Source organism: Mucilaginibacter gossypii, assembly GCF_017569325.2.
Classification (GTDB): domain Bacteria; phylum Bacteroidota; class Bacteroidia; order Sphingobacteriales; family Sphingobacteriaceae; genus Mucilaginibacter; species Mucilaginibacter gossypii.
In genome coordinates, this window is the sequence record NZ_CP071878.2 from 7026436 (window position 1) to 7052895 (window position 26460).

25 protein-coding genes are annotated in these 26460 nt (G+C 42.6%); 13 read left to right on the top strand and 12 right to left on the bottom strand.

What is annotated here, in order from left to right; all coding sequences use genetic code 11:
• Positions 1-39 precede the first annotated feature (39 nt).
• The 7 genes from infA to rplQ all read left to right on the top strand — a co-directional run bounded on the left by infA (position 40) and on the right by rplQ (position 3943).
• The gene (gene infA / locus J3L18_RS30315) at positions 40-258 is read left to right on the top strand and encodes a translation initiation factor IF-1 (RefSeq protein ID WP_022833270.1); all 219 of its coding nucleotides are present in this window, start codon (positions 40-42) and stop codon (positions 256-258) included.
• A gap of 4 nt (positions 259-262) precedes the next feature.
• Positions 263-379, top strand: coding sequence for a type B 50S ribosomal protein L36 (ykgO, locus tag J3L18_RS30320; RefSeq protein WP_022833269.1), 117 nt, complete (start codon positions 263-265; stop codon positions 377-379).
• Positions 380-478: 99 nt separating this feature from the next.
• Positions 479-856, top strand: a complete 378-nt coding sequence (gene rpsM, locus J3L18_RS30325; protein ID WP_090529226.1) for a 30S ribosomal protein S13 — start codon at positions 479-481, stop codon at positions 854-856.
• Between the two features lie 142 nt (positions 857-998).
• Positions 999-1388, top strand: a complete 390-nt coding sequence (gene rpsK, locus J3L18_RS30330) for a 30S ribosomal protein S11 (protein ID WP_090529224.1) — start codon at positions 999-1001, stop codon at positions 1386-1388.
• 67 nt (positions 1389-1455) lie between these two features.
• A complete protein-coding gene (gene rpsD, locus J3L18_RS30335) occupies positions 1456-2064 on the top strand; it encodes a 30S ribosomal protein S4 (protein WP_090529221.1) in 609 nt (202 codons plus the stop codon).
• A 178-nt stretch (positions 2065-2242) separates the two neighbouring features.
• Entirely contained in the window at positions 2243-3235 is a 993-nt protein-coding gene (locus tag J3L18_RS30340; RefSeq protein WP_090529218.1) for a DNA-directed RNA polymerase subunit alpha, read from the top strand.
• Positions 3236-3391: 156 nt separating this feature from the next.
• Complete coding sequence (gene rplQ / locus J3L18_RS30345) at positions 3392-3943, top strand: 50S ribosomal protein L17 (RefSeq protein ID WP_129569162.1); 552 nt, start codon at positions 3392-3394, stop codon at positions 3941-3943.
• Positions 3944-4054: 111 nt separating this feature from the next.
• Here rplQ and J3L18_RS30350 read toward each other — a convergent pair whose 3' ends face one another.
• The 4 genes from J3L18_RS30350 to J3L18_RS30365 form a co-directional block, all read right to left on the bottom strand.
• The gene (locus J3L18_RS30350; RefSeq protein WP_189549181.1) at positions 4055-4549 is read right to left on the bottom strand and encodes a GNAT family N-acetyltransferase; all 495 of its coding nucleotides are present in this window, start codon (positions 4547-4549) and stop codon (positions 4055-4057) included.
• Between the two features lie 398 nt (positions 4550-4947).
• Entirely contained in the window at positions 4948-5208 is a 261-nt protein-coding gene (locus tag J3L18_RS30355) for a Txe/YoeB family addiction module toxin (RefSeq protein WP_129569160.1), read from the bottom strand.
• Positions 5196-5402: a DUF2683 family protein gene (locus J3L18_RS30360; protein ID WP_091165417.1), complete on the bottom strand. Its 207-nt coding sequence runs from the start codon at positions 5400-5402 to the stop codon at positions 5196-5198. Before J3L18_RS30360 ends, J3L18_RS30355 begins: the two co-directional genes overlap by 13 nt.
• 96 nt (positions 5403-5498) lie before the next feature.
• On the bottom strand, positions 5499-5789 hold the full coding sequence (locus tag J3L18_RS30365) for a 6-fold beta flower protein (RefSeq protein ID WP_129569159.1): 291 nt from the start codon (positions 5787-5789) through the stop codon (positions 5499-5501).
• 259 nt (positions 5790-6048) lie between these two features.
• On the opposite strand from J3L18_RS30365, the gene dnaK reads away from it, so the two are divergent.
• The 4 genes from dnaK (at position 6049) to J3L18_RS30385 (ending at position 12962) form a co-directional block, all read left to right on the top strand.
• Entirely contained in the window at positions 6049-7950 is a 1902-nt protein-coding gene (gene dnaK, locus J3L18_RS30370) for a molecular chaperone DnaK (protein ID WP_091165423.1), read from the top strand.
• 432 nt (positions 7951-8382) lie between these two features.
• Positions 8383-11187, top strand: coding sequence for a leucine--tRNA ligase (gene leuS, locus J3L18_RS30375; protein WP_129569158.1), 2805 nt, complete (start codon positions 8383-8385; stop codon positions 11185-11187).
• A 319-nt stretch (positions 11188-11506) separates the two neighbouring features.
• Positions 11507-11998 carry a hypothetical protein gene (locus J3L18_RS30380; protein ID WP_129569157.1) on the top strand — a complete coding sequence of 164 codons (492 nt, stop codon included), beginning with the start codon at positions 11507-11509 and terminating at the stop codon, positions 11996-11998.
• Positions 11999-12029: 31 nt separating this feature from the next.
• Complete coding sequence (locus J3L18_RS30385; protein ID WP_091165434.1) at positions 12030-12962, top strand: bestrophin family protein; 933 nt, start codon at positions 12030-12032, stop codon at positions 12960-12962.
• Between the two features lie 42 nt (positions 12963-13004).
• Here J3L18_RS30385 and J3L18_RS30390 read toward each other — a convergent pair whose 3' ends face one another.
• From J3L18_RS30390 to J3L18_RS30405, 4 genes are all read right to left on the bottom strand, one after another.
• Positions 13005-13208: a helix-hairpin-helix domain-containing protein gene (locus tag J3L18_RS30390; RefSeq protein ID WP_129569156.1), complete on the bottom strand. Its 204-nt coding sequence runs from the start codon at positions 13206-13208 to the stop codon at positions 13005-13007.
• A gap of 295 nt (positions 13209-13503) precedes the next feature.
• Positions 13504-14457, bottom strand: a complete 954-nt coding sequence (locus J3L18_RS30395) for an acetyl-CoA carboxylase carboxyltransferase subunit alpha (protein WP_090529188.1) — start codon at positions 14455-14457, stop codon at positions 13504-13506.
• 47 nt (positions 14458-14504) lie between these two features.
• Positions 14505-15008: a hypothetical protein gene (locus tag J3L18_RS30400; RefSeq protein WP_129569155.1), complete on the bottom strand. Its 504-nt coding sequence runs from the start codon at positions 15006-15008 to the stop codon at positions 14505-14507.
• 313 nt (positions 15009-15321) lie between these two features.
• The gene (locus J3L18_RS30405) at positions 15322-17076 is read right to left on the bottom strand and encodes a family 43 glycosylhydrolase (RefSeq protein WP_129569154.1); all 1755 of its coding nucleotides are present in this window, start codon (positions 17074-17076) and stop codon (positions 15322-15324) included.
• Positions 17077-17262: 186 nt separating this feature from the next.
• On the opposite strand from J3L18_RS30405, the gene J3L18_RS30410 reads away from it, so the two are divergent.
• Complete coding sequence (locus J3L18_RS30410) at positions 17263-19347, top strand: beta-galactosidase (RefSeq protein WP_208102361.1); 2085 nt, start codon at positions 17263-17265, stop codon at positions 19345-19347.
• On the opposite strand, the gene J3L18_RS30415 is transcribed toward J3L18_RS30410, so the two are convergent.
• From J3L18_RS30415 to J3L18_RS30425, 3 genes are all read right to left on the bottom strand, one after another.
• Positions 19344-19715: a hypothetical protein gene (locus J3L18_RS30415; RefSeq protein ID WP_129569153.1), complete on the bottom strand. Its 372-nt coding sequence runs from the start codon at positions 19713-19715 to the stop codon at positions 19344-19346. The genes J3L18_RS30410 and J3L18_RS30415 overlap by 4 nt on opposite strands.
• Before the next feature lie 204 nt (positions 19716-19919).
• The gene (locus J3L18_RS30420; protein WP_129569152.1) at positions 19920-21287 is read right to left on the bottom strand and encodes a HAMP domain-containing sensor histidine kinase; all 1368 of its coding nucleotides are present in this window, start codon (positions 21285-21287) and stop codon (positions 19920-19922) included.
• A complete protein-coding gene (locus J3L18_RS30425) occupies positions 21288-21971 on the bottom strand; it encodes a response regulator transcription factor (protein WP_091165466.1) in 684 nt (227 codons plus the stop codon).
• Positions 21972-22081: 110 nt separating this feature from the next.
• Between J3L18_RS30425 and J3L18_RS30430 the strand changes: the two genes are divergently transcribed.
• A complete protein-coding gene (locus tag J3L18_RS30430) occupies positions 22082-23200 on the top strand; it encodes a hypothetical protein (protein WP_129569151.1) in 1119 nt (372 codons plus the stop codon).
• A gap of 100 nt (positions 23201-23300) precedes the next feature.
• On the opposite strand, the gene J3L18_RS30435 is transcribed toward J3L18_RS30430, so the two are convergent.
• The gene (locus J3L18_RS30435; RefSeq protein ID WP_129569150.1) at positions 23301-26438 is read right to left on the bottom strand and encodes a glycosyltransferase family 117 protein; all 3138 of its coding nucleotides are present in this window, start codon (positions 26436-26438) and stop codon (positions 23301-23303) included.
• Between the last annotated feature and the right edge of the window lie 22 nt (positions 26439-26460).

The following is a 26460-nucleotide window of genomic DNA, read 5'->3' on the forward strand; positions in this document are numbered from 1 at the left end:
CGGTTTTAGGGCGGATAATTAAGTAATAATCAACAAAATATGGCTAAACAATCTTCGATTGAGCAAGACGGTACAATTAGAGAGGCATTGTCAAATGCAATGTTCAGAGTTGAACTTGAAAATGGTCATGAGATTATAGCGCACATATCGGGCAAAATGCGTATGCACTACATTAAAATTCTTCCTGGCGACAGGGTGAAGCTGGAAATGAGTCCATACGATTTAACAAAGGGTAGAATAACCTATAGATATAAATAAAAAGATGAAAGTTAGAGCATCCATCAAAAAGCGCAGCGCTGATTGCAAGATCATCCGCCGTAACGGGAAACTTTACGTTATTAACAAGAAGAACCCGAAGTTTAAACAACGCCAGGGCTAAGAAAAATTAATTTTGAATTAGTGAATTAGTGAGTTGTTGAATTTATCAGCATTTAAAACTCACCCAATCACTAAGTCACTAAATCACTAAATAAACAATATGGCAAGGATATCAGGTATTGATTTACCAAAGAATAAAAGAGGAGAAATCGGACTTACTTACATTTTCGGTATTGGCCGCTCAACAGCTCAAAGAATTTTGACTGAGGCTGGTATTGATTTTAATATCAAAGTACAAGACTGGACCGATGAGCAATTATCTTCTATACGCGGAATTATTAACGACCAAATTAAGGTTGAAGGTGCATTACGTTCAGAAGTGCAGCTTAACATTAAGCGTTTGATGGATATTGGTTGTTACCGCGGTACACGTCACCGTAAAGGTTTACCATTACGTGGTCAGCGTACTAAAAACAACTCACGTACCCGTAAAGGTAAACGTAAAACAGTTGCTAACAAGAAAAAAGCTACTAAATAGTGATTGGTGCTTAGAGGTTAGAGATTGGTTAATTGCCGCTTGATAACCTTTAAATCATCAGGAATACCTCATTTTGACAGTATAATTAATGGGTCCGGATTATTCGTTAATTCAGTAATTCATTAATTCAAAAATTAAAAAAATGGCTAAAGCTAAAAAAGTAACCAAGAAACGCATTGTGATTGTTGAGCCGGTTGGCGAAGCACACATCAATGCTACTTTCAACAACATCATCATCACCCTTACCAACAAAACCGGCCAGGCAGTTTCATGGTCATCAGCTGGTAAAATGGGTTTCAAAGGTTCAAAAAAGAATACTCCTTACGCTGCCTCACAAGCTGCTGCCGATTGCGGTAAAGTTGCTTATGACTTAGGTTTACGTAAAGTTGAAGTATTTGTAAAAGGCCCAGGTGCCGGTCGTGAGTCAGCTATCCGTACTTTGCAAACTGCAGGTATCGAAGTAACTACGATTAAAGATATTACACCGCTTCCACACAACGGTTGCCGTCCTTCAAAAAGAAGAAGAGTTTAATTAACATATTTTTTAAAGCTAAGATTCGGCAGCTGCAGGCTGCATGATACTTTAAGAACACACAAAAATGGCCAGATATACAGGACCAAAATCCAAAATTGCCCGTCGTTTCCGTGAGCCGATCTTCGGTCCGGACAAAGCGTTAGAACGTAAAAACTATCCTCCGGGCATGCACGGTGCTTCAAAACGCCGTGGAAAGCAATCAGAGTACTCTACTCAGTTGCAAGAGAAACAAAAAGTTAAATACACTTATGGTGTATTAGAGCGTCAGTTCGAAAACTTATTTCACCGTGCTTCAGCTAAAGAAGGTATCACAGGCGAAAACCTGTTGAAATTCCTGGAAGCTCGTTTAGATAACGCTGTTTTCCGTTTAGGTATTGCTCCTACACGTTCGGCAGCACGTCAATTGGTTAACCACAAACACATCACTGTTAACGGTGCTGTTGTGAACATCGCTTCATATGCATTGAAAGCTGGTGATGTGGTTGCAGTACGTGAAAAATCTAAATCATTAGAGGCTATCACTACTTCAGTAGCCGGTAGAAGAATCAACAAATACAGCTGGTTAGAGTGGGATGCGAACAACCTTACAGGTAAATTCCTTAACTATCCTAACCGCGATGAGATCCCTGAAAACATCAAGGAAAACCTGATCGTTGAGTTGTACTCTAAATAAGATATGAGATATCAGATGTGAGATTTGAGAGTTTTTTCAAATCTCATTTCTGGTTTTCGTATATATGCAAATCACAAACAAAAGATTTGAATAAGCGTTTGAACAGCAGAGTAAATCTCACATCTCAAATCCCATATCTCAAATCAATTATCAAGTAAACAATAAATAAAGGATATAAATGGCAATTTTAGCATTTCAAAAACCAGACAAGGTTATCATGCAAAAAGCAAATGATTTTGATGGTACGTTTGAATTTCGTCCGTTAGAACCAGGTTTTGGTGTAACCATTGGTAATGCTCTGCGTCGTATCTTACTTTCATCACTTGAAGGTTATGCAATTACTTCTGTTCGTTTTTCGGGAGTAACTCATGAATTTTCAACCATCAAAGGTGTTGTTGAAGACGTAACCGAGATCATCCTGAACCTTAAACAAGTTCGTTTTAAGAAAACAGGTGAATCTGGCGACAGCGAGAAAATATTTGTTATTGTAAATGGCCAGGATGCATTTAAAGCAGGAGATATCACCAAATTCTCTAACAACTTTACTGTATTAAATCCTGATTTGGTACTTTGCAATATGGATCCGGCTGTAACGCTTGAAGTTGAGCTTACTGTAGGCAAGGGCCGTGGTTACGTACCAAGCGAGGAAAATAAAAATCCTGACGCTAACGTAGGTGTGATCGCTATCGACTCGATCTATACGCCGATCAAAAACGTAAAATATACCATCGAAAACTATCGTGTTGAGCAAAAAACCGACTATGAGAAATTAGTATTGGATATTGCTACCGATGGTTCGATCCACCCTGAAGATGCTTTGAAAGAAGCAGCGAAAATCCTGATCCAGCACTTTATGCTGTTCAGCGATGAAAACATGATGCTTGAAGCACAAGCTAAAGAAGAAACCAAAGAAGTGGATGAAGAGATCCTGCATATGCGCAAGATCCTTAAAACCGAACTGGTTGATCTTGACCTTTCTGTACGTGCCCTTAACTGCCTTAAAGCTGCTGATATCCGCAGCCTTGCTGACCTGGTATCGTACGATGTTGCTGACATGTTAAAATTCAGGAACTTTGGTAAGAAATCGTTAACTGAAATCCAGGACCTGGTTAAGTCAAAAGGTTTATCTTTTGGCATGAACCTGTCTAAATTTAAGTTAGACGAAGAATAAGAAAGAAGCAAGACGGTGAGAAGCAAGAATCAGGAATTTTATATCTTGACTCTTGATTTCTTGGGTCTTGATTCTTGTTGCAAACATTAAGCGAAAGCATAATTCCGAGGGCTTGAGCCTATCGCCCAACGGTATGCACGTGAAATATATAAAACAATGAGACACGGAAACAAAAACAATCACTTAGGCCGTACTACCAGCCACCGCAAAGCGATGCTGGCTAACATGGCATCTTCGCTTATTTTACACAAGCGTATCACTACAACATTAGCAAAAGCAAAAGTTTTACGCGGTTATGTTGAGCCACTTTTAACAAAATCAAAAAACGATACTACGCACTCACGTCGTACAGTATTCAGCTACCTGCAGGATAAAGACGCTACATCAATCGTTTTCCGCGAAATCGCTGAAAAAATTGCTAACCGTCCGGGTGGTTACACCCGTATCATCAAGTTAGAAAACCGTTTAGGCGATAACGCTGAAATGGCAATCATCGAGCTTGTTGATTACAACACTGTTTACGGTGCTGACGCTGCTGCTCCTGCTAAGAAATCAACCCGTCGTCGTGGTGGTTCTGGTGCAAAAGCTAAAACTGCTGCTCCTGCAGCTGCAGAAGAAGCTGTAGTAGTTGAAGACGTTAAAGAAGAGCCGGCTGCTGAGGCACCTGCACCTTCTGAAAACGAAGAAAACGCTGAAAAAGGCGAATAATTAATTATTCGGTTTAACAGATACTAAAACGGCACTGATCTATGATCGGTGCCGTTTTTTTATGTAATTGACTGCCGTTTTAGGTAAAATCATGGTGATTCCCTGATCTGTTTACTCGCGGTTCAGGCTATAAGTCAATAAGCATTCAACTTCATTCATTAAAGTGAAACCGCACTTTTCCAATATCCTTCGTGATGGCAGGTTATCTGCATAGGTGCGCACTATGATAGCTTTTACAAATTCATGTGTAAATGCCCATTGCGAAAGTAATTGTAAAGCTTCTGTAGCATAACCTTTATTATGTTGGTTAGCGTCGATCATATAACCAATCTCCGCTTCGCCGGCATCATTAGGATAACCGGCAAAGCCCATGCCGCCAATGACAGTATTGGTGCTTTTAAGAACAATCTCCCAGCCGGTATACCATAGGTATTTATCAGGAAAGGCGAGCGTATTAGGCAGCCAGAAACTATCGAAGGCATCATCAATTTCTTTGATATATAACGGATCGATCAGCATAGCTGAAGGTGTTAAGCCTAATGATAGCTCCAGCAGCTTACGGTTTTGTTTAAGCAATAATAATTGCGCGTGTGTTAACGGTATCATCTTTAACCGTTGTGATTGGATAAAATACATTTAATGTTGGAATTAAATAACAATAAGAAACCAGTTCGCTTTTTTAAAGTGAAGGTACAGCCGTTAAATAAGGCTGTTTGTTATGCAATTCCAGGCAATGTAATAAGCCTGTTTGGGGTGTTAAGTAACAGAGGCGGTTTGTTTGATTAGGATAAATATAAGGGATTTTAGTTGAAAATCCACGGCATTTTATAAAACCGAGAAGTGCGTTAGGGATAGGAGCGGATACCAGCCGTGAGCGTAAGGCCTGCAGGCGTATGAGCATATAGCCAGGGCCGAAGGCAACGCCCATATCAGTTGGCACTTTTGAGTAGGCAGTTTGCAGTAGGTTGTTGATGAAGACAAATTATAGAGACATAATTAGATGATTAGGCGTAATGTCCTTTTAAGGAATAAATAATTATGTTATCGCCGATCACTTCGTAGATGATGCGGTGCTGGTTATCAATTCGCCTTGACCATTTACCCGAATATTCATGTTTTAACGGCTCTGGTTTGCCAATACCAATAAATGGTGATTCTTTTATAGCAATGAGTAGACGTTCAATTTTCTTTACTATAGAACTCTGGCCACTTTTTAAGAAAAATCTAATATCTTCTTTAGCAGTGTCGGTTATTACAAGTTCCATATATCGGCAGGTGTTATTTGTGTAGTTCTACCGGCCTTTAAATCATCTTCACTTTGCTTCATTTTATTTACAAAATCCTTATTATAGGCTTTTTCGCCTTTTTCGGTTTTGTAATCAACTTTAAGAGCTTTCATAATTGCTTTTAATGCAGCTAACTGCTCTTTATCCTTCGGCAGTACAATCAATGTCTCCATATACAAATTTACACTTTATTAAATACAAATTTTGAAAGTGATTGTTGAATAAAAAGTTAATTGATAAAATAAAACTTTGCTATGTAAACGCTATCCTCACTCATCAATATAAAACTTGATATCATTAAAGCGGCTGCGCCCTTCGCGTACAAAGTTGCCATCGATATTGTAGAGCACATCGCCAAAGAGACTACGGCCTTTCCTGATCAGGTTATCGTCAAGGTTACAAACCACATCGCCAAACATTCCCTGACCCTTTTTTACTATTTTGCCATCTATGGTATATAATATGTCGCCAAACCGGCCCTGACCTTTTCGCACATAGCTGCCATCGATGGTGTATAGAATGGTTCCGAATTTATTATTGCCCTCCCTGATATATTTCATAACGGTGTTATAATTACGTGTTTTAAGTTAAACTATATACTGCCAATTAGCAAACCACGCAATAACCTTTTGCCTTTTACCTTTCGCCTTTAACCTAAAACGGTCCTGCCAACCTGTCATCACAAAGTAAGCTATTCTGCCGCCTTGTTCATGAACTGACAATTACAGGCAATTTTTACTGCCATTGGCATATTGGCACAGGCATTGATAAACAGCAATGGTAAGTAAACAATAAATCAAAAAGAAAAAACAATCATATATGTCTAAAATAATTGGAATCGACTTAGGAACAACAAACTCCTGCGTTGCTGTAATGGAAGGTAACGAGCCTGTTGTTATAGCTAACAGCGAGGGTAAACGTACTACGCCGTCTGTAGTAGCTTTTATTGATAATGGCGAACGTAAAGTTGGTGATCCTGCAAAACGTCAGGCTATTACAAACCCTACAAAAACCATTTCGTCAATTAAACGCTTTATGGGTAACCAGTTTAACGAAGTTACAAGTGAAGCGGCACGTGTACCTTATAAAGTAGTTAAAGGCGACAATAACACTCCTCGTGTTGAAATTGGCGACCGTAAATATACCCCGCAAGAAATTTCTGCAATGATCCTTCAGAAAATGAAGAAAACTGCCGAAGATTTCTTAGGTACCGAAGTAACCGAAGCGGTTATTACCGTTCCTGCTTACTTTAATGACGCTCAGCGCCAGGCAACTAAAGAAGCCGGTGAAATTGCTGGTTTAAAAGTACGCCGTATCATTAACGAACCTACTGCTGCTGCATTAGCTTACGGTTTTGATAAAGCTCATAAAGATATGAAGATTGTTGTGTTTGACTGCGGTGGCGGTACTCATGACGTATCTGTATTGGAATTGGGCGACGGTGTATTTGAAGTAAAAGCTACCGATGGCGATACTCACTTAGGTGGTGACGACTTTGATCAGGTAATTATTGACTGGTTAGCCGACGAGTTTAAAAACGACGAAGGTTTAGACCTGCGTAAAGACCCAATGGCTTTACAACGTTTAAAAGAATCGGCTGAGAAAGCTAAAATTGAGTTATCAAGCTCTGCTCAAACTGAAGTTAACCTGCCATACATTACTGCAGTTGACGGTATGCCTAAGCACTTAGTTAAAACATTAACTCGTGCTAAATTTGAGCAATTAGCTGATAGCCTGATCAAACGTACTATTGAGCCTTGTAAATCAGCTTTGAAAAATGCCGGTTTAAGCACTTCTGATATCGACGAAGTGATTTTGGTAGGTGGTTCAACCCGTATCCCTGCTATCCAGGAAGCTGTACAAAAATTCTTTGGTAAAGCTCCTTCAAAAGGTGTTAACCCTGATGAAGTTGTTGCTATCGGTGCTGCTATCCAGGGTGGTGTATTAACCGGTGAGGTTAAAGATGTATTATTGCTTGACGTTACCCCGCTTTCATTAGGTATCGAAACAATGGGTGGTGTAATGACTAAATTAATTGAGTCGAACACTACTATCCCTACTAAAAAATCTGAAACGTTCTCAACCGCCAGCGACAGCCAGCCTTCAGTTGAGATCCACATATTACAGGGTGAGCGCCCAATGGCTGCGGGTAATCGTACTATAGGTCGTTTCCACCTGGATGGCATTCCGCCAGCACCTCGCGGTGTACCACAAATCGAAGTTACTTTCGATATTGATGCTAACGGTATCCTGCACGTATCTGCCAAAGATAAAGCTACAGGTAAAGAGCAAAAAATCCGTATCGAAGCTTCTTCAGGTTTAACTGATGCCGAGATCAAAAAGATGAAGGACGAAGCTGAGGCTAATGCTGATGCTGACAAAAAGGCAAAAGAAGAAGTTGAAAAACTGAATGCTGCTGATGCCCTGATCTTCTCGACTGAAAAACAATTGAAAGAGTACGGTGATAAGATCCCTGCTGATAAAAAAGCTCCTATCGAAGCTGGCTTAGCTAAATTGAAAGAGGCTTACTCAGCTAAAAACTTTGACGCTATCGAAGCTGCACAAACAGAGCTTAACACTGCCTGGACTGCTGCGTCTGAAGATATGTACAAAGCTTCTGCCGAAGGTGCTCAAGGTCAGCCAGGTGCCGGTGATAACGGTGCAGGCGCGCAAGACAACTCTGACACTGTAACAGATGTTGATTTTGAAGAAGTGAAATAATTAATTTTGTTTCGATAATAATTAAGCCCGGTTTGGTTAATTCCAGACCGGGCTTTTTTTGTGGGGAGATATTGGCTGGTTGCAGAGTAGGAGGGACCTGCGCAGCCATAACTGATCATAATATAAAGCAACGTAAGCCCCAGCTGCGCTACGTATTTATAGCCCCGTAAATATCTAAGAGCACTACACTAAAATCTGTAAACTTTTTTAGGACGAGACATAAAGAGCGGTTTTAACTGCGGAGATTCATCCTGTTGAAATTTTAGATTGATTAATTTGTGCCTTAACCTAAATATGCAAAAGCTCCTGATGGGACGAACACCAAAGCAAATTGTTTAAAAAGACGCCATTAACCCTCAACTAATCCATTAATAACTACTAAACTAATAGGGAAATGCTTAATTTCGCAACCTCATAAGCGTAAAACATAAAATGGACTACCAATTTAAAGAGATAGAGCAAAAGTGGCAGCAGTTTTGGGCACAAAACCAAACCTTCAAAGCCGAAGACAAAAGCAGTAAGCCCAAATATTATGTGCTGGATATGTTCCCTTATCCGTCTGGGGCCGGCCTGCACGTTGGGCATCCGCTGGGCTATATCGCTTCTGATATTTTTGCACGCTACAAACGCTTAAAAGGCTTTAACGTATTGCACCCTATGGGCTATGATAGCTTTGGCCTGCCGGCCGAGCAATACGCCATACAAACCGGGCAGCACCCTGCTATAACTACCGAAGATAATATTGCAACCTATCGTCGCCAGTTGGACCAGATCGGCTTTTCGTTCGACTGGAGCCGCGAGGTGCGTACCAGCTCTCCCGATTATTATAAATGGACCCAATGGATCTTCATGCAGTTGTTTAACAGCTGGTATAATAAAGATGCCGACAAAGCCCAGTCAATTGATCAGCTGGTTGCACATTTTGAAACAAAAGGTTCTGCCGGTATTAATGCCGTTTGTGATGATGAAATTTTAAGTTTTACTGCCGATGAGTGGAAAGCGTTCAGCAACCAGCAACAGCAGGACGAACTGTTAAAATACCGCCTTACCTACCTGCGCGAAAGTACCGTAAACTGGTGCCCTGCCCTTGGTACTGTATTGGCCAATGATGAGGTAAAAGACGGCTTTAGCGAGCGTGGCGGCTACCCCGTTGAACAAAAGAAAATGACCCAATGGAGCATGCGCATTACCGCATACGCCGAAAGGTTATTGCAAGGCCTTGATACTATCGACTGGCCAGAGCCTTTGAAAGAAATGCAAAGGAACTGGATTGGTAAAAGTACTGGTGCTTCAGTTAAATTCCCGATAGATAAATCAGGTCATAACGCTGCTCTGGGTACCGATTTTATCGAAGTGTTTACCACAAGGGTTGATACTATTTTCGGTGTCACCTTCTTGGTAATTGCTCCTGAGCATGAATTAGTTTCTGCATTAACCACACCTGAGCAAAAGGCAGAAATTGAAGCTTACATTACTCAAACCAAAAAGAAATCGGAGCTTGACAGGATGGCTGATGCCAAGACTGTATCAGGCGCATTTACCGGTAGCTATGTGCTTAACCCGCTGAACGGGCAGCAAATTCCAATCTGGATTGCTGATTATGTTTTGGCCGGATACGGAACAGGCGCGGTTATGGCCGTACCATCAGGCGATCAGCGCGATTACCTTTTCGCAAAGCATTTTAATTTGCCTGTAGTGCAGATTCTCGATATTCAAAACATTGAAACAGAAGCCGATCCAACCAAGGAAGGGACTTATATTAACTCTGATTTTATTAATGGCCTGGCTTACAAAGAAGCAACTGCCGCGGTGGTTGCCAAACTGGAAGAGATCAATGCCGGTAAAGCCAAAGTTAACTTCAGGATGCGCGATGCTATTTTCGGCCGCCAACGTTACTGGGGCGAGCCGGTGCCGGTTTACTTTAAAGAGGGTTTACCTCATTTAATTAATGAAAGCCACTTGCCATTACTATTGCCCGAAATTGATAAATATCTCCCCACCGAAACTGGCGAACCGCCGTTAGGTCGTGCAGAGGATTGGAAATATGAAGGTGGTTTGCCTTACGAGCTAAGCACCATGCCGGGCTGGGCTGGTTCAAGCTGGTACTGGTACCGTTATATGGATGCCAAAAACGATAAGGAGTTTGCATCGCGCGAGGCTATTGAATACTGGAAAGACGTTGATTTGTATATCGGTGGCAGTGAGCACGCAACCGGTCACCTGTTGTACAGCCGTTTCTGGAACAAATTTTTGAAGGATCTTGACCTTGTTGTTGAGGAAGAACCTTTCAAAAAATTAATCAACCAGGGCATGATCCAGGGCCGCAGTAATTTTGTTTACAGGCTGATTGACGAGGAAGGCAAAGGTACCAACACCTATGTATCGCACGGATTGATCAAAGAACATAAAACTACGCCCATACACGTTGATGTTAACATTGTTGAAAACGAAGTATTAAACATTGCCAAGTTTAAACAATGGCGGCCTGAATTTGCCGATGCTGAATTTATCCTGGAAAACGGCAAATACATCTGTGGCGTCGAAGTTGAAAAAATGTCAAAACGGTATTACAACGTTGTAAATCCGGATGATATAGCAACCCGTTTCGGTGCCGATACATTGCGTATGTATGAGATGTTCTTAGGTCCGCTGGAGCAAAGCAAACCGTGGAATACCAATGGTATTGAGGGTGTTTTCAAATTCCTGCGTAAATTCTGGAGGTTGTTCCATAATGATGCATGGGAGTTTGGTGTAAACAATGCCGCTCCGTCAAAAGCTGAGTTGAAATCATTGCATAAGATCATAAAAAAGGTTGAAGAAGATATCGAGCGTTTCTCGTTCAATACTTCGGTATCCAGCTTCATGATCGCTGTTAATGAATTAACCGATTTGAAATGCAATAACCGTGCGATATTGCAGGATATGGTGATCATCCTGTCGCCTTATGCGCCGCACATTTGCGAGGAGCTTTGGTCGTTATTGGGTAATGCTGATGGTACTTTATCATACGCACCATTCCCTAAATTTAACGCGGAATATTTGGTTGAAGATGAGTTTGCTTACCCAATCTCAATCAACGGTAAAATGAAAATGAACCTAAGCATCTCGTTAAGCCTTGATGTTAAAGAAATAGAAGCCTTTGTTTTGGCTAATGCCGATGTACAAAAATACCTGGATGGTAAAACCCCTAAAAAACTGATTGTAGTAAAAGGCAGGATTGTGAATATGGTGGTTTAAACCCTCTCCAGCCCTTAAGGGGGGACTTTTAGAAATCCCAACCCTGGTTTTGCAACGCAAGGCCAGGGCTTTTTTATTGCCTGAAATAAAGATGTCAAATCCGAAACACTTCGAAAGGCGGAAACGGGCGATGAAGGGGTAAGAAATGTTATCCGCCTTGTATAGCCTCTCTATCGCCCCAACGTACAAACATCCCGTGCTCCATCGATGACGTCCTGAAAATTCTAATCACATTCTAATTTCTTTCTTAAACCGTTTTAATGCCTGGTACCGACTATTGTATCAACAAACAATAGTAAACACAAAAAAAGGTATCATCATGAAAACATTAAACATTATCATCCCGTCTGATTTCACCTTATCATCATTAAACATTATACCTGTTTTAGCAGAGCGCTATCCGGATCAAAAGCTCAACATATCGTTCGTTCATTTCCTGCAATTGTCCGACTCTATATCCGATCTGTTATTATTATCCCGCAGGAGCAGGGAATACCAGCTCATCAGCGATGAATTTTACGCCGGTTGTACTTTGCTGAAGAATGACTATGCAGACCAGATTGAAAACATCACCCCCGACTTTTTTTATGGCAACACAGTGGCTGTATTTAAAAACTATCTCGAAGAAAAAGAGGCAAGCCTGATTGCCATGCCCGAAAGTCACAACTATGCAAGGTTAACACCAAACAGTTTTGACCCTACCATACTGATGCAACGGAGCGGGTATAAAATAATTACCCTTAAAGCTAAAGTTAAACAGCCTTTAACCATCGTCAATGCCGAAGCAGAGCATGAGCTGCTGGAGGTTTAATATTTACTAAAATCATTTAAAACAACTATCTATGTTACTAAAAGAAAATATCCCGGTAAAATATGTGGTGGGCAAAATAAAGCATGAATTGTTACTGGTTGCCGTGTATGCTGTAGCTATAGCTTTATTCCATCGCTTTTTGCCTGAGTACCGCATTTCAATCCCAATTGCTGTGCCAGCCATATTGGCTACAATCATATCCTTGTTGCTGGCATTTCGCTCAAACCAGGCCTACGATCGATGGTGGGAAGCCCGGAGCATTTGGGGAGCTATAGTGAACGATTCAAGATCGCTGGTTCGCGAGTTGATCACGTTTTTAGATGGCGATAACGCCGTATGTGAAGAAATAGAAGGTTTCAAAAAACGATTTGTTTACAGGCAGATAGCATGGTGCCATGGCTTAAGCCAATCATTACGTAAGCAAGATCCCTATGCTAAAAACGCCCACCTGCTGGTTGACGAAGAGGTGAAATTCACTCATCGTTTTACAAACATGCCCAACAGCTTGTTAAAACTGCACGGGCTTGACCTAAAACTGGCTTATAAAAATGGGTGGCTTAATGATTACCAGCAAGTGCAGATAGATGGCACGCTTAACCGCCTTTGCGATGCTATGGGCAAATGCGAGCGGATCAAGAACACGGTATTTCCGGTTACCTACAGCTTATATATCCACTTTTGCCTGTACCTGTTTATCATATTGCTGCCATTTGGCCTCATCGAATTCTTCGGCATGTTTGAAGTACCGCTGATCATCGCTATAGCAGCAGCATTTTTACTGGTAGAGAAAATGGCCATCCACCTGCAGGACCCATTTGAGAACAAACCAACAGACACCCCAACAACTGCCATATCGCAAACTATTGAACGCGACTTAAAGCAGATGCTTAACGATAAACATGAGAGTGAAAAGGCGCCGGTGCAAACTGCCGCCGCTAAAGCAAACGTATATTATATACTGTAAGCTTTATACCCCTGTGCGGGAAGGCACAGGGGTTCACTTATTTTATTCCCTAAAGCCTAAACCTTTTTCTTTCATCTTCTCCTTCACTATCGGCACCGAACTTTTGCCTACACCGTGCAAATGCAAAAACTCTTTCTCGGTAAGTTTTGATAATTCAAGCAATGACGTGATACCGGCATTAGCCAGCGCTCGCCGTGCAGGATTACCCAGTTTACCAAAAGGACTATTTGATTCTTCAGTCTTCATAATGAATGCTTTAATTGATGATCAAATTTAACATCAAACTACCTTTTGCGTGCGGGGCATTTGCGACTATTGAGGGGGTGGGATTCTTGAGCTTATTCCTTGCGCTCGTTTGCAACTTTATAAAACAGAGAAAACATGTCATTGCGAGCGCAGCGCGGCAATCGCACGGAAGCATAGCGGCCCTGTATAGCATGCGATTGCTTCGTCGTTCCTCCTCGCAATGACATGGAGTTGATGTAAAACAACAAGAGCCGCCTTTTCGGGCAGCTCTTGCTATCAACAAATGGATTGAATATTATTCATTAACCACACCCATTGAGCAGAATTTATCAATACGCTCGGCCACAAGCTCATCAATATTGCGCTCTTTAAGGGTTTTCAGGTCTTTTAATAATTGTTTTTTCAGAATACCGGCCATAGCAACCGGGTCTTGATGGGCACCACCAAGTGGTTCTTTGATCACCCCGTCAATCAGCTTGTTCTTAAACATTTCTGTCGAGGTTAGTTTAAGTACTTCGGCGGCACGCTCTTTATTTTCCCAGGTTTTCCAAAGAATGGTTGAGCAGTTTTCGGGAGAGATCACTGAATACCATGAGTTGTCCAGCATCAGTACCCTATCGCCAATACCAATACCCAATGCGCCGCCCGATGCACCTTCGCCAATAATAACACAGATCACCGGCACTTTCAGCACTGCCATTTCGAGCAGGTTACGGGCAATGGCTTCACCTTGTCCGCGCTCTTCGGCCTCTAAACCCGGATAAGCTCCCGGAGTATCAATTAAAGTAACAACGGGCTTGTTGAATTTTTCGGCCATTTTCATCAGCCTTAAGGCTTTACGATAACCTTCCGGATTAGCCATACCGAAGTTACGGTACTGGCGCTCCTTGGTGTTACGGCCCTTTTGATGGCCGATAAACATTACTGTTTGGCCATTCAGCGTACCAAAACCACCAATAATAGCTTTGTCATCGCCAACTGTACGGTCGCCATGCAGCTCGATGAAATCATCGCACATCAGCTCGATGTACTGTAAGGTGTAAGGCCTTTCGGGGTGACGTGAAATTTGTACTTTTTGCCAGCCTGTGAGGTTGCTGTATATATCTTTTTTGGCCTCTTCCAGCTTTCCTTCCAGCTCGGCAACAGTTGCCGACATGTCGAGTTTGTTTTTTTCCTCAACCTGCTTTACCTTCTCTATTTGCTGCTGTAACTCAGCCAGTGGTTTTTCAAAATCAAACGTAATCTTCATACACTTTATTTGGAGGCGCTAAATTAAGCAAATCAAACGGGATATTTTCAATTATGAGCAGTGAGTGTTTCCAACTTCGTGATTTGCTGCGGGGCCAATGCATTGCCGGTGCTTAAACAGGCCTGCAAAATGGCATTCCTGAGCTCTCCGTAATACAAACCCGAGCGGTTGGCGTAAAAGATAACGCTGCCATTATCCGTCCCTTTTCTCATCAGTTTATCAAGTGTGGTTTCGTTGGTAACTATAAAATTGCCCATTTCTACCCGTTTGCGGTGCAGTTCGGCAGCAATGGCCGTAATTTTGGTCAGCTGAACAGGGCTCAGGCTTAGTTCTTTTTTAAACTTCAGCGCTGCATCGGGCATGGGATAATGATTAAGCCGGGCAACCTGCTCAATATCGTCAAACAAATACTCACCGGTAATCAGTTGGGTAAACTTTTTGTCGCTCAGGGTTTTTATGGGCGATTTTTTCAGCGTACTGTCGGCTTGCTGGGCTTTGGCAGCAATGCTGAGTATTAAGGTTATAAGGAGGGGGAGGATGGTTTTTAGCATAAGGGGGATTCAGTATCTTATGTTTAAATAAAATATTCATTGCCGTTGGTTTTAACCAACGGTAAAAGAGCTAAAAGTTCCTGGCTTTAGCCAAACTATGTAAGCTGATTTGGGCTGAAGCCACTTTTGTGCTACCTATTATCCCGTTGGTTAAAACCAACGGCAATCAACTGTCTACCTGCAAACTGTATTTATCAAATTTAAAAATATTTTATGTAGAGGCACATAATTAACTCTCCAGTAAGATAAAACGCTTTGAATGAGTGTAGGGGAGACGCAATTATGCGTACCTACATTAAAAGGAATATTAACACTACTCTACCTTCACAACTTTTGTCCTCGCCGAAATTCCGTTTTCATTAAACGCTTCTATTTGAAAATAGTATGGCAGGCTTTTATCCATCCCATTAAAATAGTATTCGTTACGGCCGTAAACCATCATGTTGTTGTACAATTTATTGGGCGCTATGCCGAAGTAGATGGTGTAGCCGGTGGCATTATCGTTTGGCTTCCATTTAAGCCAGGCATTGCGGCGTTCGCTGTCGCCACGCAGTATAATCAGGTTTTGAACGGTATCGGGTTTTGCACCTGCACCTTTACCAAACACCCTTAATCCAGATATTGCAAATTTGCCTGTAGGCATGTGCAGATTAACCATTTTTATGTAACGCGCTTTGACAGGGTTTTTAAGCTCGATATAATCGTGCGGCACATCTTTACGGTTTTTGCTTTTGTCTATAAGGGGTTGCCATGTTTTGCCGTTAACCGACGAATAAACGATATACTGATGATACACACCTAATGACTTGCCCATAAACATGGCATCCTGATCGGCATAGTTAATTTGGATGGCATTTACAGTGCTGATCCCGCCGAGATCAGTTTTAAGCCATTCGCCTTTATTGGCTGTTTTGGCGCTCCAATAAGTTTTAATGTCTTCATCAACAGCATTATTGGCAGTATAAGCGCCCAGGGTTGATGAAACCTCTACAGGTTTATTATAATTAAGGATCATCCAGCCGGTAAAATTACTTTTCAGATGGTCTTCGGGGCCGCTGGATAAATAGTGCGGATAATCGCCATAAGCGGTATTGCTGTACAGTACGCCATCCTTATCAAACCCGGCAGGCCAGAAGCCAATGCGGCGTTCAAAGTTGTTTTTCACCGAGATGCCCATCGTGCTGATATGCCAGTAATTGCCATATTTATCGGCCCAGGTAGCGCCATGCCCTGCACCTTTGGCAAAGCCTCCCGGCTTGTATGAAAAAGGGTTATGCTTTTGATAGGTGAAAGGCCCCAGCGGATGATCGCCCACAAAAACACCGTCGCCATAGCCACTTTGCTCGGTACCTGGTGCGCCAAACTGCAAATAGTATTTGCCTTTATACTTGTTCATCCACGAGCCTTCTATAAATGGCAGCAGAAACACATTATCGTTATGCTCGCCAAAACGTTCCCAGCCATGCTCTTCGGGGTTAAGTCTTACCATTTCTTTTTTAGGTCCGATGGGTTCGAAGGTGTGCCTGTCAATCTCCTGCCCGTAAAGCGGCAGGGTATTGCTGGAGCCATGGTAAATATAAACCCGGCCGTCATCGTCAGCAAACATACCCGGGTCCCAGGCGCCAACTTTAAAATAGTCTTTGGCGGCTTTCCAATCATCATGCGTTGGGTTGGTGCTCATCCATAGGGTAAAATCTTTATTATAGGTCGATCCGATCACCAGCAGGGTATCGCCCAAAACCAGCGTGGCAGGAGCACAAAGTTCGTCTCCCTTTACTTCGTTATATGGGCGAACAAATTTGCGGTAAACAAAATTCCAGTTCAGCATGTCATCGCTCCACCAGTATCCGAATTGGTTGGTGGAGAACAAATAATACTTACCTTTAAACAACGTCATGGTCGGGTCGGCTGTGGCGCGGTGTTTACCCCAGCTCGCAAATGTTTCGAAGGGGGTGTAACCATAATCGAGGTTAAGCGGGTTACAGTAGGTAAGGCGTCTTTGTTGCGCATGGGCGCTCATTGCGCAGCAACATATCAGGATGAGCAGATAACGGGTAACTGTTTTCATAAGGAAATACTAACAGGTTATAATGGTATTACAAGGTGGGGCTAATATCAGTTTTTAAATGGCAATAAAAGTTTTGTGTACTACTACATCTGTTTCACATCATAAAATATTTTGTTATTGTGTGTTAAAAACACAATTAATTCGTACTTTCATCAGCACAAGCCAGTTGTCCTAAATATCGCTTTTATGAACAAGAAATTCCTGCTGCTCTTCGTGATGCAATTACTTTTTATTGCATCTGCTTTCGCGCAATATCCTAAAATGGATAAGCTGCTTTACGGTGTAGCTTATTATGACGAGTACATGCCTTACGAAAGACTGGATAAGGACGTGCAAATGATGAAAGCCTGCGGCATTAACGTGATACGCATTGCCGAATCGACCTGGAGTACGGAAGAGCCACAGGATGGCGTTTTCGATTTTACTCATATTGACAGGGTATTGAACGCTATGCAAAAAGCGGGGATCCATGTTATTATAGGCACGCCAACCTATGCTGTGCCTACCTGGATGGTAAAAAAACATCCCGAGATCTTAGCTATTACCCCATCGGGCCAAAACCAGTACGGGCCACGGCAAAACATGGATATCTCCAATAAAGATTACCGTTTTTATGCCGAACGTGTTATCCGCAAAATAATGGAGCATGTGAAAGATAACAAGGCGGTGATAGGTTACCAGGTAGATAACGAAACTAAATCGTACGGTACGGCGGGGCCAAACGTGCAGGCGCTGTTTGTTAACTACATGAAGGCTAAGTATAAAACACTTGATAACATCAACCATATTTTCGGGCTCGATTACTGGAGCAACCGCATCAATAACTGGGACGACTTTCCGTCGATGGTTAATACCATTAATGGCAGTCTTTCGTCGGAGTTCGCTAAATTTCAGCGGCAGCTGGTTACTGATTATTTAGCATGGCAGGCCGCCATAGTGCGCGAGTACAAACGTCCCGATCAGTTCATCACCCAAAACTTCGACCTGGAATGGCACGGCTATTCATTCGGTATCCAACCCGATGTTGATCATTTTGCAGCGGCAAAAGCTTTGGATATTGCGGGCATAGATATTTATCACCCCAGTCAGGATAAGCTTACCGGCGTGGAAATCTCCTTTGGGGGCGATGTGGCCAGATCAATGAAAGGCGGCAAAAACTACCTTACCATCGAAACCGAGGCACAGGGCTTTCCGCAATGGGTACCGTATCCTGGCCAGCTGAGGTTGCAGGCTTTTAGTCACCTGGCATCGGGTGCCAATATGGTGAGCTACTGGCCATGGCATTCCATCCATAACTCGGCCGAAACTTATTGGAAAGGTTTGTTAAGCCACGATTTTGAACCCAACCCGGTTTATGACGAGGCTAAAACCATCGGCAAAGATTTCGACAGGCTAAGCAGCAAGCTCATTAACCTGAAAAAGAAAAACGACGTAGCCATCCTGTTCAGCAACGAAGCCCTTACCGGCTTTAAAGCTTTTGGCTTTGGCTGGGGCGTGCGTACTGGCTATAATGATGTATTGCGCCAGTTTTACGATGGACTGTACCATATGAACGTAGGCTGTGATTTTGTTGACCCGACAAGTAAAAATATTGAAGATTATAAACTGCTGATAGTTCCCCTGCTATACGCGGCGCCGGATAGTTTGTTAAAGCGCTTAAACACTTATGTTAAAAACGGCGGGCACATCATTTATACCTTCAAAAGCGGTTTCGCCGACGAAAATGTGAAAGTACGCACCACCCATCAGCCGGGAATTATTGAAGAAGCCTGCGGAATTTACTACAGCCAGTTTACCGAACCCAGCAATGTATCATTAAAAGCCGATGACTGGAACCTGAAACCCGAAGATAAAAAGCTGAATACCTGGATGGAGCTCATTACCCCTACAACCGCTAAAGTATTAGCTTACTATGATCACCCGGTTTGGGGCAAGTACGCCGCCATTACCGAAAACACTTACGGCAAGGGCCTGGCAACATATATAGGCAGCTTAACCACCAGCGCCGTTACCGACAAATTATTGGCCGATGCCGTAAAAAAAGTTGGCCTCTGGGGTGCCGATCAGCAGATAGCCTGGCCGGTTATCACCAAACAGGGCGTAAATCAGGGCGGCAAAACGGTTCATTATTATTTTAATTATTCGGCAAAAGAAACCAATCTGACTTATCCGTATAATAATGGCAAAGAGTTATTATCAGGCGATAATGTCAGCAAAAACAGCGATTTAAAACTGGAGCCATGGGCAGTTAAGATCATTGAGGTTAATTAATTATGATTGGTCTTCCTGGTTCTCCGTAGAAGGATGAGCGCTATAAGACCGATAAAGCTGAATACCCCAAGGATCCAATACCCGCTTATCTGCGATGGGTTTACCGCTTTCTGATCGGTGCTTTGTTTTACACCGGCATCGCCGCTGGGCACGCTGGCTTTATCACTGTCCTGCAAAGTACCTGTTCCGGTACCGGATACTGTAGCCGCGCCCGGTGCACCCTGGCTCGACCCGTTCCCGGCGCCCGCCCCATTAGCCTTGGTAGTTGATGATGAAGTATCTTTAGATGATTGCGCCAGCAAAGGCGCTGTAGCGCCCAATGTTAATCCCAGTAACATGATGGCCAGTTTTATTTTAAAAGCTTTCATGGCGTTTAGTTTTGATACAGGTTGATTAAAACAATAGCTGTGCCAGTGATGGATTAATGCTAATAAAATACAATGTTGAAATAAATGGTAAACAAACGGTTGAGAGCTGGCGGGAAAAAGAAATCTCCTACGCCATGCTTAATTCGGTTTGCAAGGCCTATAAAACACACAATACCCTCAGGGGTACGTTCGTGGCAAAACGTGTTATTTGGTTTTATAAACCGGTAGCATTACCCTGATCTCGGTACCTTCGCCCTCTTTAGAAACGATACCGATATTGCCCTTATGCAGCCTTACAATGTTTAGTGCAAGAGGGAGGCCTACGCCGTGCCCCTCATATTTGCCGGTATTTGAAGCGCGGAAGAATGGCTCAAATATGTGTTGGACATCACTTTCCGGAATACCTATCCCCTGGTCCTTTACACTAAAAATGACGCTGTGATTTTCGGCATATACTTTAAGAATTACCGGCTTGTTTTCGGAATATTTACAGGCGTTAAGGCCAATATTACTTATGGCCAGTTTGAGCAGGTTGATGTTGCCCTGTGTAACCAGGCTATCCACATCATCGGGTAGCGATGAAAAATCAATGCTGAGGTTATTTGTCGGGATAATATGATCAACAGCTTCTTTAACCATAAACGCCAGCTCATCGGCTCTAATTTGTTCCCAGTTTTGTTTTTTACCGTCGAACCCGCTTTGTGCCAGTCCCAATAAGCTGGTAATAATATCCTGCAGGCTTTGTGTGCCGGTTAGGATCTCTTTGAGGTTTTTATGCAGATCGGCCCCCGGTTGATCCAGATTTTTGAGGGAAAGTTCGGCTTCGCCTTTAATGATGGCCAGGGGGGTGCGTAACTCGTGCGACGCGTTGCTGATAAAATTGTTCTGGGTTTCAAAGGCTGTTTCCAGCCTGTCGAGCATGTTGTTGAAAGTTTGGGTAAGCTCGGCTATTTCGTCTTTCCCGTTGTAATCCTCCAAACGCAAATGCAGGTTGCTGGCGGTAATGGTATTTACCTTTTTTATGATGCTGCGTACCGGCTTAAAGGTATGGTATGAAAACCGGCGACCAATAATATATACGATCAATATCGAGATCAGGAAACTGACTATCAGCACCTGCTCAAGATCATTAAGTTCACTAAGGCCCGATGGATTGGTTGCCGAAACCACAATGATAGCATCCCCCTCGGGAAAGTGGAAGATATTGCCGGCGTAAAATACATTATCGGCTTTAAATCTTGATTTTCCGTTGGCGATGATGTTATTTATTAGTTGGCGCGGAACGCCTTTCACCGTTTTGCCTTTTGTGTAAATATCAGGTTTAATGATGTATTGCTTTTCGGCTATGAGGCGTTCCAGATAGCGCTGGCGTATTTCACGGTACACGCCAAGGCTGTCGCGATCATTCAGGTGATGGATTTGGGAGGAGATGTTTACACGGGTCTCAAGCCGTTTATAAAAATCATCGAAGGTAAACTGGTGTACAAAATAGAAAATAGCGCTACTGAATATCAATATTACCGACACTGTTAGCACCAGGAACAGTAGCGCTACTTTTTTCTGGATGCTCATTTAAGCCGCGTTATTTTTTAAAATATAACCCATGCCAATAACTGTATGGATCAATTTGTTGTTAAAATCTTTATCCACCTTTTTGCGCAGGTAGTTAATGTATACATCAACCACGTTGGTGCCCATATTAAAATCAATGTTCCAAACGTGCTCTAATATCTCAATGCGACTGAGCATGTGGTTTTTATTTTTAGCCAGAAACTCCAGCAGGCGATATTCTGTAGCTGTCAGGTCGATGGTTTTATCACCGCGTTTAACTGATTTTTCGTCGCCGTTAATTACGAGGTCGGCAATTTGGATTAGGTTTGGTGGCTGTACAAGATTGGTATTGCGGCGGGCCAGGGTGCGGATGCGGGCATTGAGTTCGGCAAGGCTAAAGGGTTTAACCATGTAATCATCAGCACCGCTGTCGAGACCTACAACTACGTTTTCGGTAGTACCGAGTGCGGTAAGCATTAATATGGCGGCATTCTGGTTGGCCTGCCGTAAGCGGCGACAAACCTCAATGCCATTAATACCGGGTAGCATGATGTCAAGAATGATCAATTGAAAATCCATTTTCATAGCCATATCCAACCCGGTTGTACCATCAAGGGCAACGCTTATTTCGTGGCCTTCGGCAGTAAGGTCGCGCTGGATAATGGATACCAGTTTGGGTTCATCTTCTATGAGCAGGATCTTCATTGTGGCAAATATATATTACGCTTAATATAAACAATAAATAACGGCGATGTTTTAGTTAAACTCCACAGGAATATCATTAAATTAAAGCGATATTAATTGTAAGCCCGGTTATGCCTAATCCTTCCAAAATCATCTGCAAGGCAGCTTGCCTTATACTTATTTTAGGCGTATTGGGCTGCCATCATGAAAGCAAGCCAATAAATAAAAAGCGTCTTAAAAAAACGGTTAAGCCAAAAGCAAAAGAATATGTAGAGATCAAATATACAGAACCACAACTTGTTGCTTTTTTTGACAGTGTGGGTAAGCTACCTGTGCAGCCACTTGCCGATAAAGCTGCTTTTGTTGCCGATTCTGTTTATAGAAATCTAATAAAACCTGCAAATAGGAAATTGCAGCCAGCAGATTTTGCGTTATTAAAGCGCGCTACACGCATGGAAATGATAGAAGTACATGCTGCAAGAAAAATATTTGGCGAATTAAAAACTGATAGTACCTGCACAGCCAAGGGCTTGCTTGATTCTGTTAAAAAAGGGAATGTTTATTTGCAATACTATCCGTTTGACCGGGATAAAAATAAGTTTGACGAGTTTGCAATTAGAATTGGCGATATAAGACATTGTTCCGGCTCTGAGTTGTATTTTTTTAAAGGAGATAAAATTATTGCCAAACAAGATGGTTATGGCCGAGATGATGAAGATTTAGAATATTTTAAAAATACAGACGGCGAAGCTATCGTTTATCAATTATCTGAATTTGATAATGGTTCCGGTATTTGGTGGAACAATTACTTTTTTTATAAGTATGATGATGATAAACTAATTCCGGTATTAAACGAACCTGAAAGTTGTAATGCCCAGGCATTTTGGGAATTTCGGATTTTGTGGCTCGAATCCAAAATTCAGCAAACCAATCCGCTGACTATAAAAATGGTTTATCACCAACAGTTTTATAATGACAATAACGATGTTTATTTTAATTATGGGCCAATATTTTTGAATGATTCAACCAGTATTGAATATAGATGGGATGAAAGCTCGAAAACGCTGCGCGGGCGATACCAGCAATCTAAGCTAAACAAAGCCCAAATACTGTCATACTACCTTACTGATAACGACTATCTTTTCATTAATTCACATTATAAATTGTTAAAGGTTGTATTAGCGGATGAAAAACAAAGGCCGTGGTTATTGGATTATTTAAACAAAGTCAAAAATTATTATAATCACTAAAACTGGTCGAAGTTTAGCGACAGCGCAACTTCGACCAGCTATTTACTAAAACAAAAAATGCCCGCTCAACGGCGGGCATTTACAAATATCAAGGGTCAACTTATTTCTTCCCCGTCACCCCAAATTTCTTTTCAAAGCCACTCAGCTGTGTGCTGAATTTATTGAATAGTTGCGACTGCTTGTATTGCTTGCTAAACTCAACCAGGCCTCCTAAAATCTGCATTGAATATTGCAGGTCACGGTTTTCGAGGTTGGTTTCGCCTTTTTGGAATAGTGCGTAGCTGTAATCAAGCTGATTGCTTACATAATCGTCAACCAGATTAGCCAGTTTGTTGCCTAATGGAATATCGTTTAATCGATAAGCATTCTCTATCATGTAATATTTGCGCACCGCTATCTCTAACGAGTTAATAGTGGTTGGCATTACCTCGTCATACTTCTTAAGCACTTTGCGGGCCGAATCAGGCTTGCCTGCTTTGGCCAAATCATCGGCCAGGGTTGAGTAAAGCCGGGTGATGAGCGGGTAAAACATGGTCATTGATTCGTGATCAAGATAGCTGGCGTTTTTCATGTTGCCCCATTTGTATTTGGTCATCATGTTTTCATACATCTTACCGGTGTTGCTGGCCTCAAGCGGCCCAACGGCAGTATCCGGTTTTAATGGCAGTAAACGGTAAGCGAAGCCCTCGTTATACATATATTTATCCAGGCCGATCATATTACTGTTAGGTACAGTAACCGAAAAATAAATAGGCCGTTTCCAATTGTTATGGCTCAGGATATCCATCATTGCCAGTACGTCCTTGGTAACGTAACGACCGTTAAATGTCCAGTCCATTTCAGGCGCTATTTTATCCTTATCGGCTGCTGGTACGGAGCCTGTTTTAATAACCTCATCAGCGTTAACCGTTAGTTTGAATTTATTGGTTGGCAGATAATTGGCAACATCGCCGTTATTATACTCAACCATGGCTTCCTTTTTATCGGAAGTCATAAAGTCAAAAACATCTTTTAATTCGGTAGCGCCCGGAATTTTCTGATCGCTAAAATAGATCACATCACGTACGCCAGGTTTAAATTTATCATTTGTCATGCTGATCGGCAGCGGCTCCGACTCATTCATTTTGTTTTTCATACCGCGGATGTACCAGTCGGTGCCCAGCAAGCTCAGGTTCACGATACGCACATCGGGTCGTACATTTTCCACCTCCTGTATATACCAAAGCGGGTAAGTATCATTATCGCCATAGGTAAACAAAATAGCATTTGGCGCACATGAGTTCAGGTAGTTATAAGCCATATCATGCGGGGTGAGCTTGGTTGAGCGGTCATGATCGTCCCATTCCTGATTGGCCATTAGTAAAGGTGCAGCAACAAGGCAAATTACTGTAGAAATGATTGCGCTCACTCTTGCATTAAGCTTTTTGCTCAGCACATCAGCAATACCAATTACGCCAAGGCCTATCCATATTGCAAAAGCATAGAAAGAACCGGCATATGCATAGTCACGTTCGCGGGGCTGCAGCGGATCCTGGTTAAGGTAAAGCACGATGGCCAAACCGGTGCAAACAAACAGGATGGCAACAACACCGGCTTCGCGCTGATTGCGTGCAAAGTGAAACACCGCACCAAATAGACCTATGATAAGTGGTAAAAAGAACAGGCGGTTATAGCTTTTGCTTTGGGTAACCGAATAGGGCAGGGGCTTATTAAAATTCCATCCGCTAATCCATTCGCCGTCGGCGCCTGAATTTAAGCTTTGACCATCGAGGTCATTGGCACGCCCTGCAAAATTCCACAGGAAATAGCGGGTATACATTTGGTTGATCTGCCATTTGGCAAAAAAACTGATGTTTGAGCCAAAGGTTGGGTGTTCGCTTTCACCGAGACCAGTCCACTCACGGTAAAACTCCGGATGGCCGGGCTTATCGCTAAACATCCGCGGGAATATGGTATTACGGTCATAAACGGTATTCAATTTTTTACCGGCAACTTCGTATTTGGTTGCCCCGCGGCGGTAAATATTAGCCCCTTCGGTTTGAGCCGTAGCTTCCGAATCAAAAAACTGCCCGTATAATAACGGGGTATCGCCGTACTGATCGCGGTTAAGGTAGCTGTTTAAGGCAAAGGCATTTTCAGGGTCGCTATTATTCAGGTTAGGGTTAGCCTTTGCACGTACCACGATCATTACAAATGAGCTGTAGCCAAACAGGATAAACAGCAGGCAGATCAAAAAGCTGTTGAGCGCGAAGCGTTTTTCGCGGATCTTTACTACATACTCTAACAAGGCTAAAACTGCTCCGCTTACTATCAGGCCAATAATGCCACCGCTTATGCCTAATATCAATACAAAGCATACGGCCGCTAAAATAATGGCAGGTTTAACAGGATTTATAGTATAGTAAATGCCTGCAACAATGGTAATAATGAGTAGTACAAAAAACACTACTGCCCCGCTGCCAAAACCCATGCCCAGGGTGTTTACAAAAAGCAGGTCGGAAAAAGCCGCGCCTTTTACGGTGTATTGTATCACTCCCCAAAGTACAAAGGCCAGGGCCACCACGCTTGCCAAAAAGGTAAGCAACGTTCCCTTTGTAGTAACATTTTTTACCCTGCGGAAATAGATCACCAAACCGATAGCCGGGATCACCAGTAAGTTTAATAAGTGAATACCGATGGAAAGGCCCATTACATAGGCGATGAAAACTATCCACCTGTCGGCATGAGGCTCATCGGCATGGGCATCCCATTTTAATATCGCCCAAAATACTACTGCAGTACAAAGTGATGATTGTGCGTAAACTTCCGATTCAACCGCCGAAAACCAAAAGGTATCCGACCATGCATAGGCTAATGCGCCTACAAGGCCCGAACCTATGATCAGGACGAGGTTGGTAACATTAAGCTGTTCCTGTGTTTTAACCAATAGTTTTTTAGCAAGGGCTGTAATGGTCCAAAACAGGAACATGATGGTAGCGCCGCTGGCCAGGGCCGATGCCATATTGGCCCAATAAGCAACTTTGGTATTATCGCCCATAGATAGCAGGGTAAATACTTTGCCAATGATGGTAAACAGGGGCGCGCCGGGCTGGTGGGCTACCTGTAAACGGTAAATACAGGCTATAAATTCGCCGCAATCCCAAAAGCTTGATGATGGCTCAAGGGTTAAAATGTAGGTTACTGTGGCAATAATAAAGGCTACCCAGCCAAATATATTGTTGAGTTTTTTGTAATTCATGTTCGGATGCTATCTAAAAAAC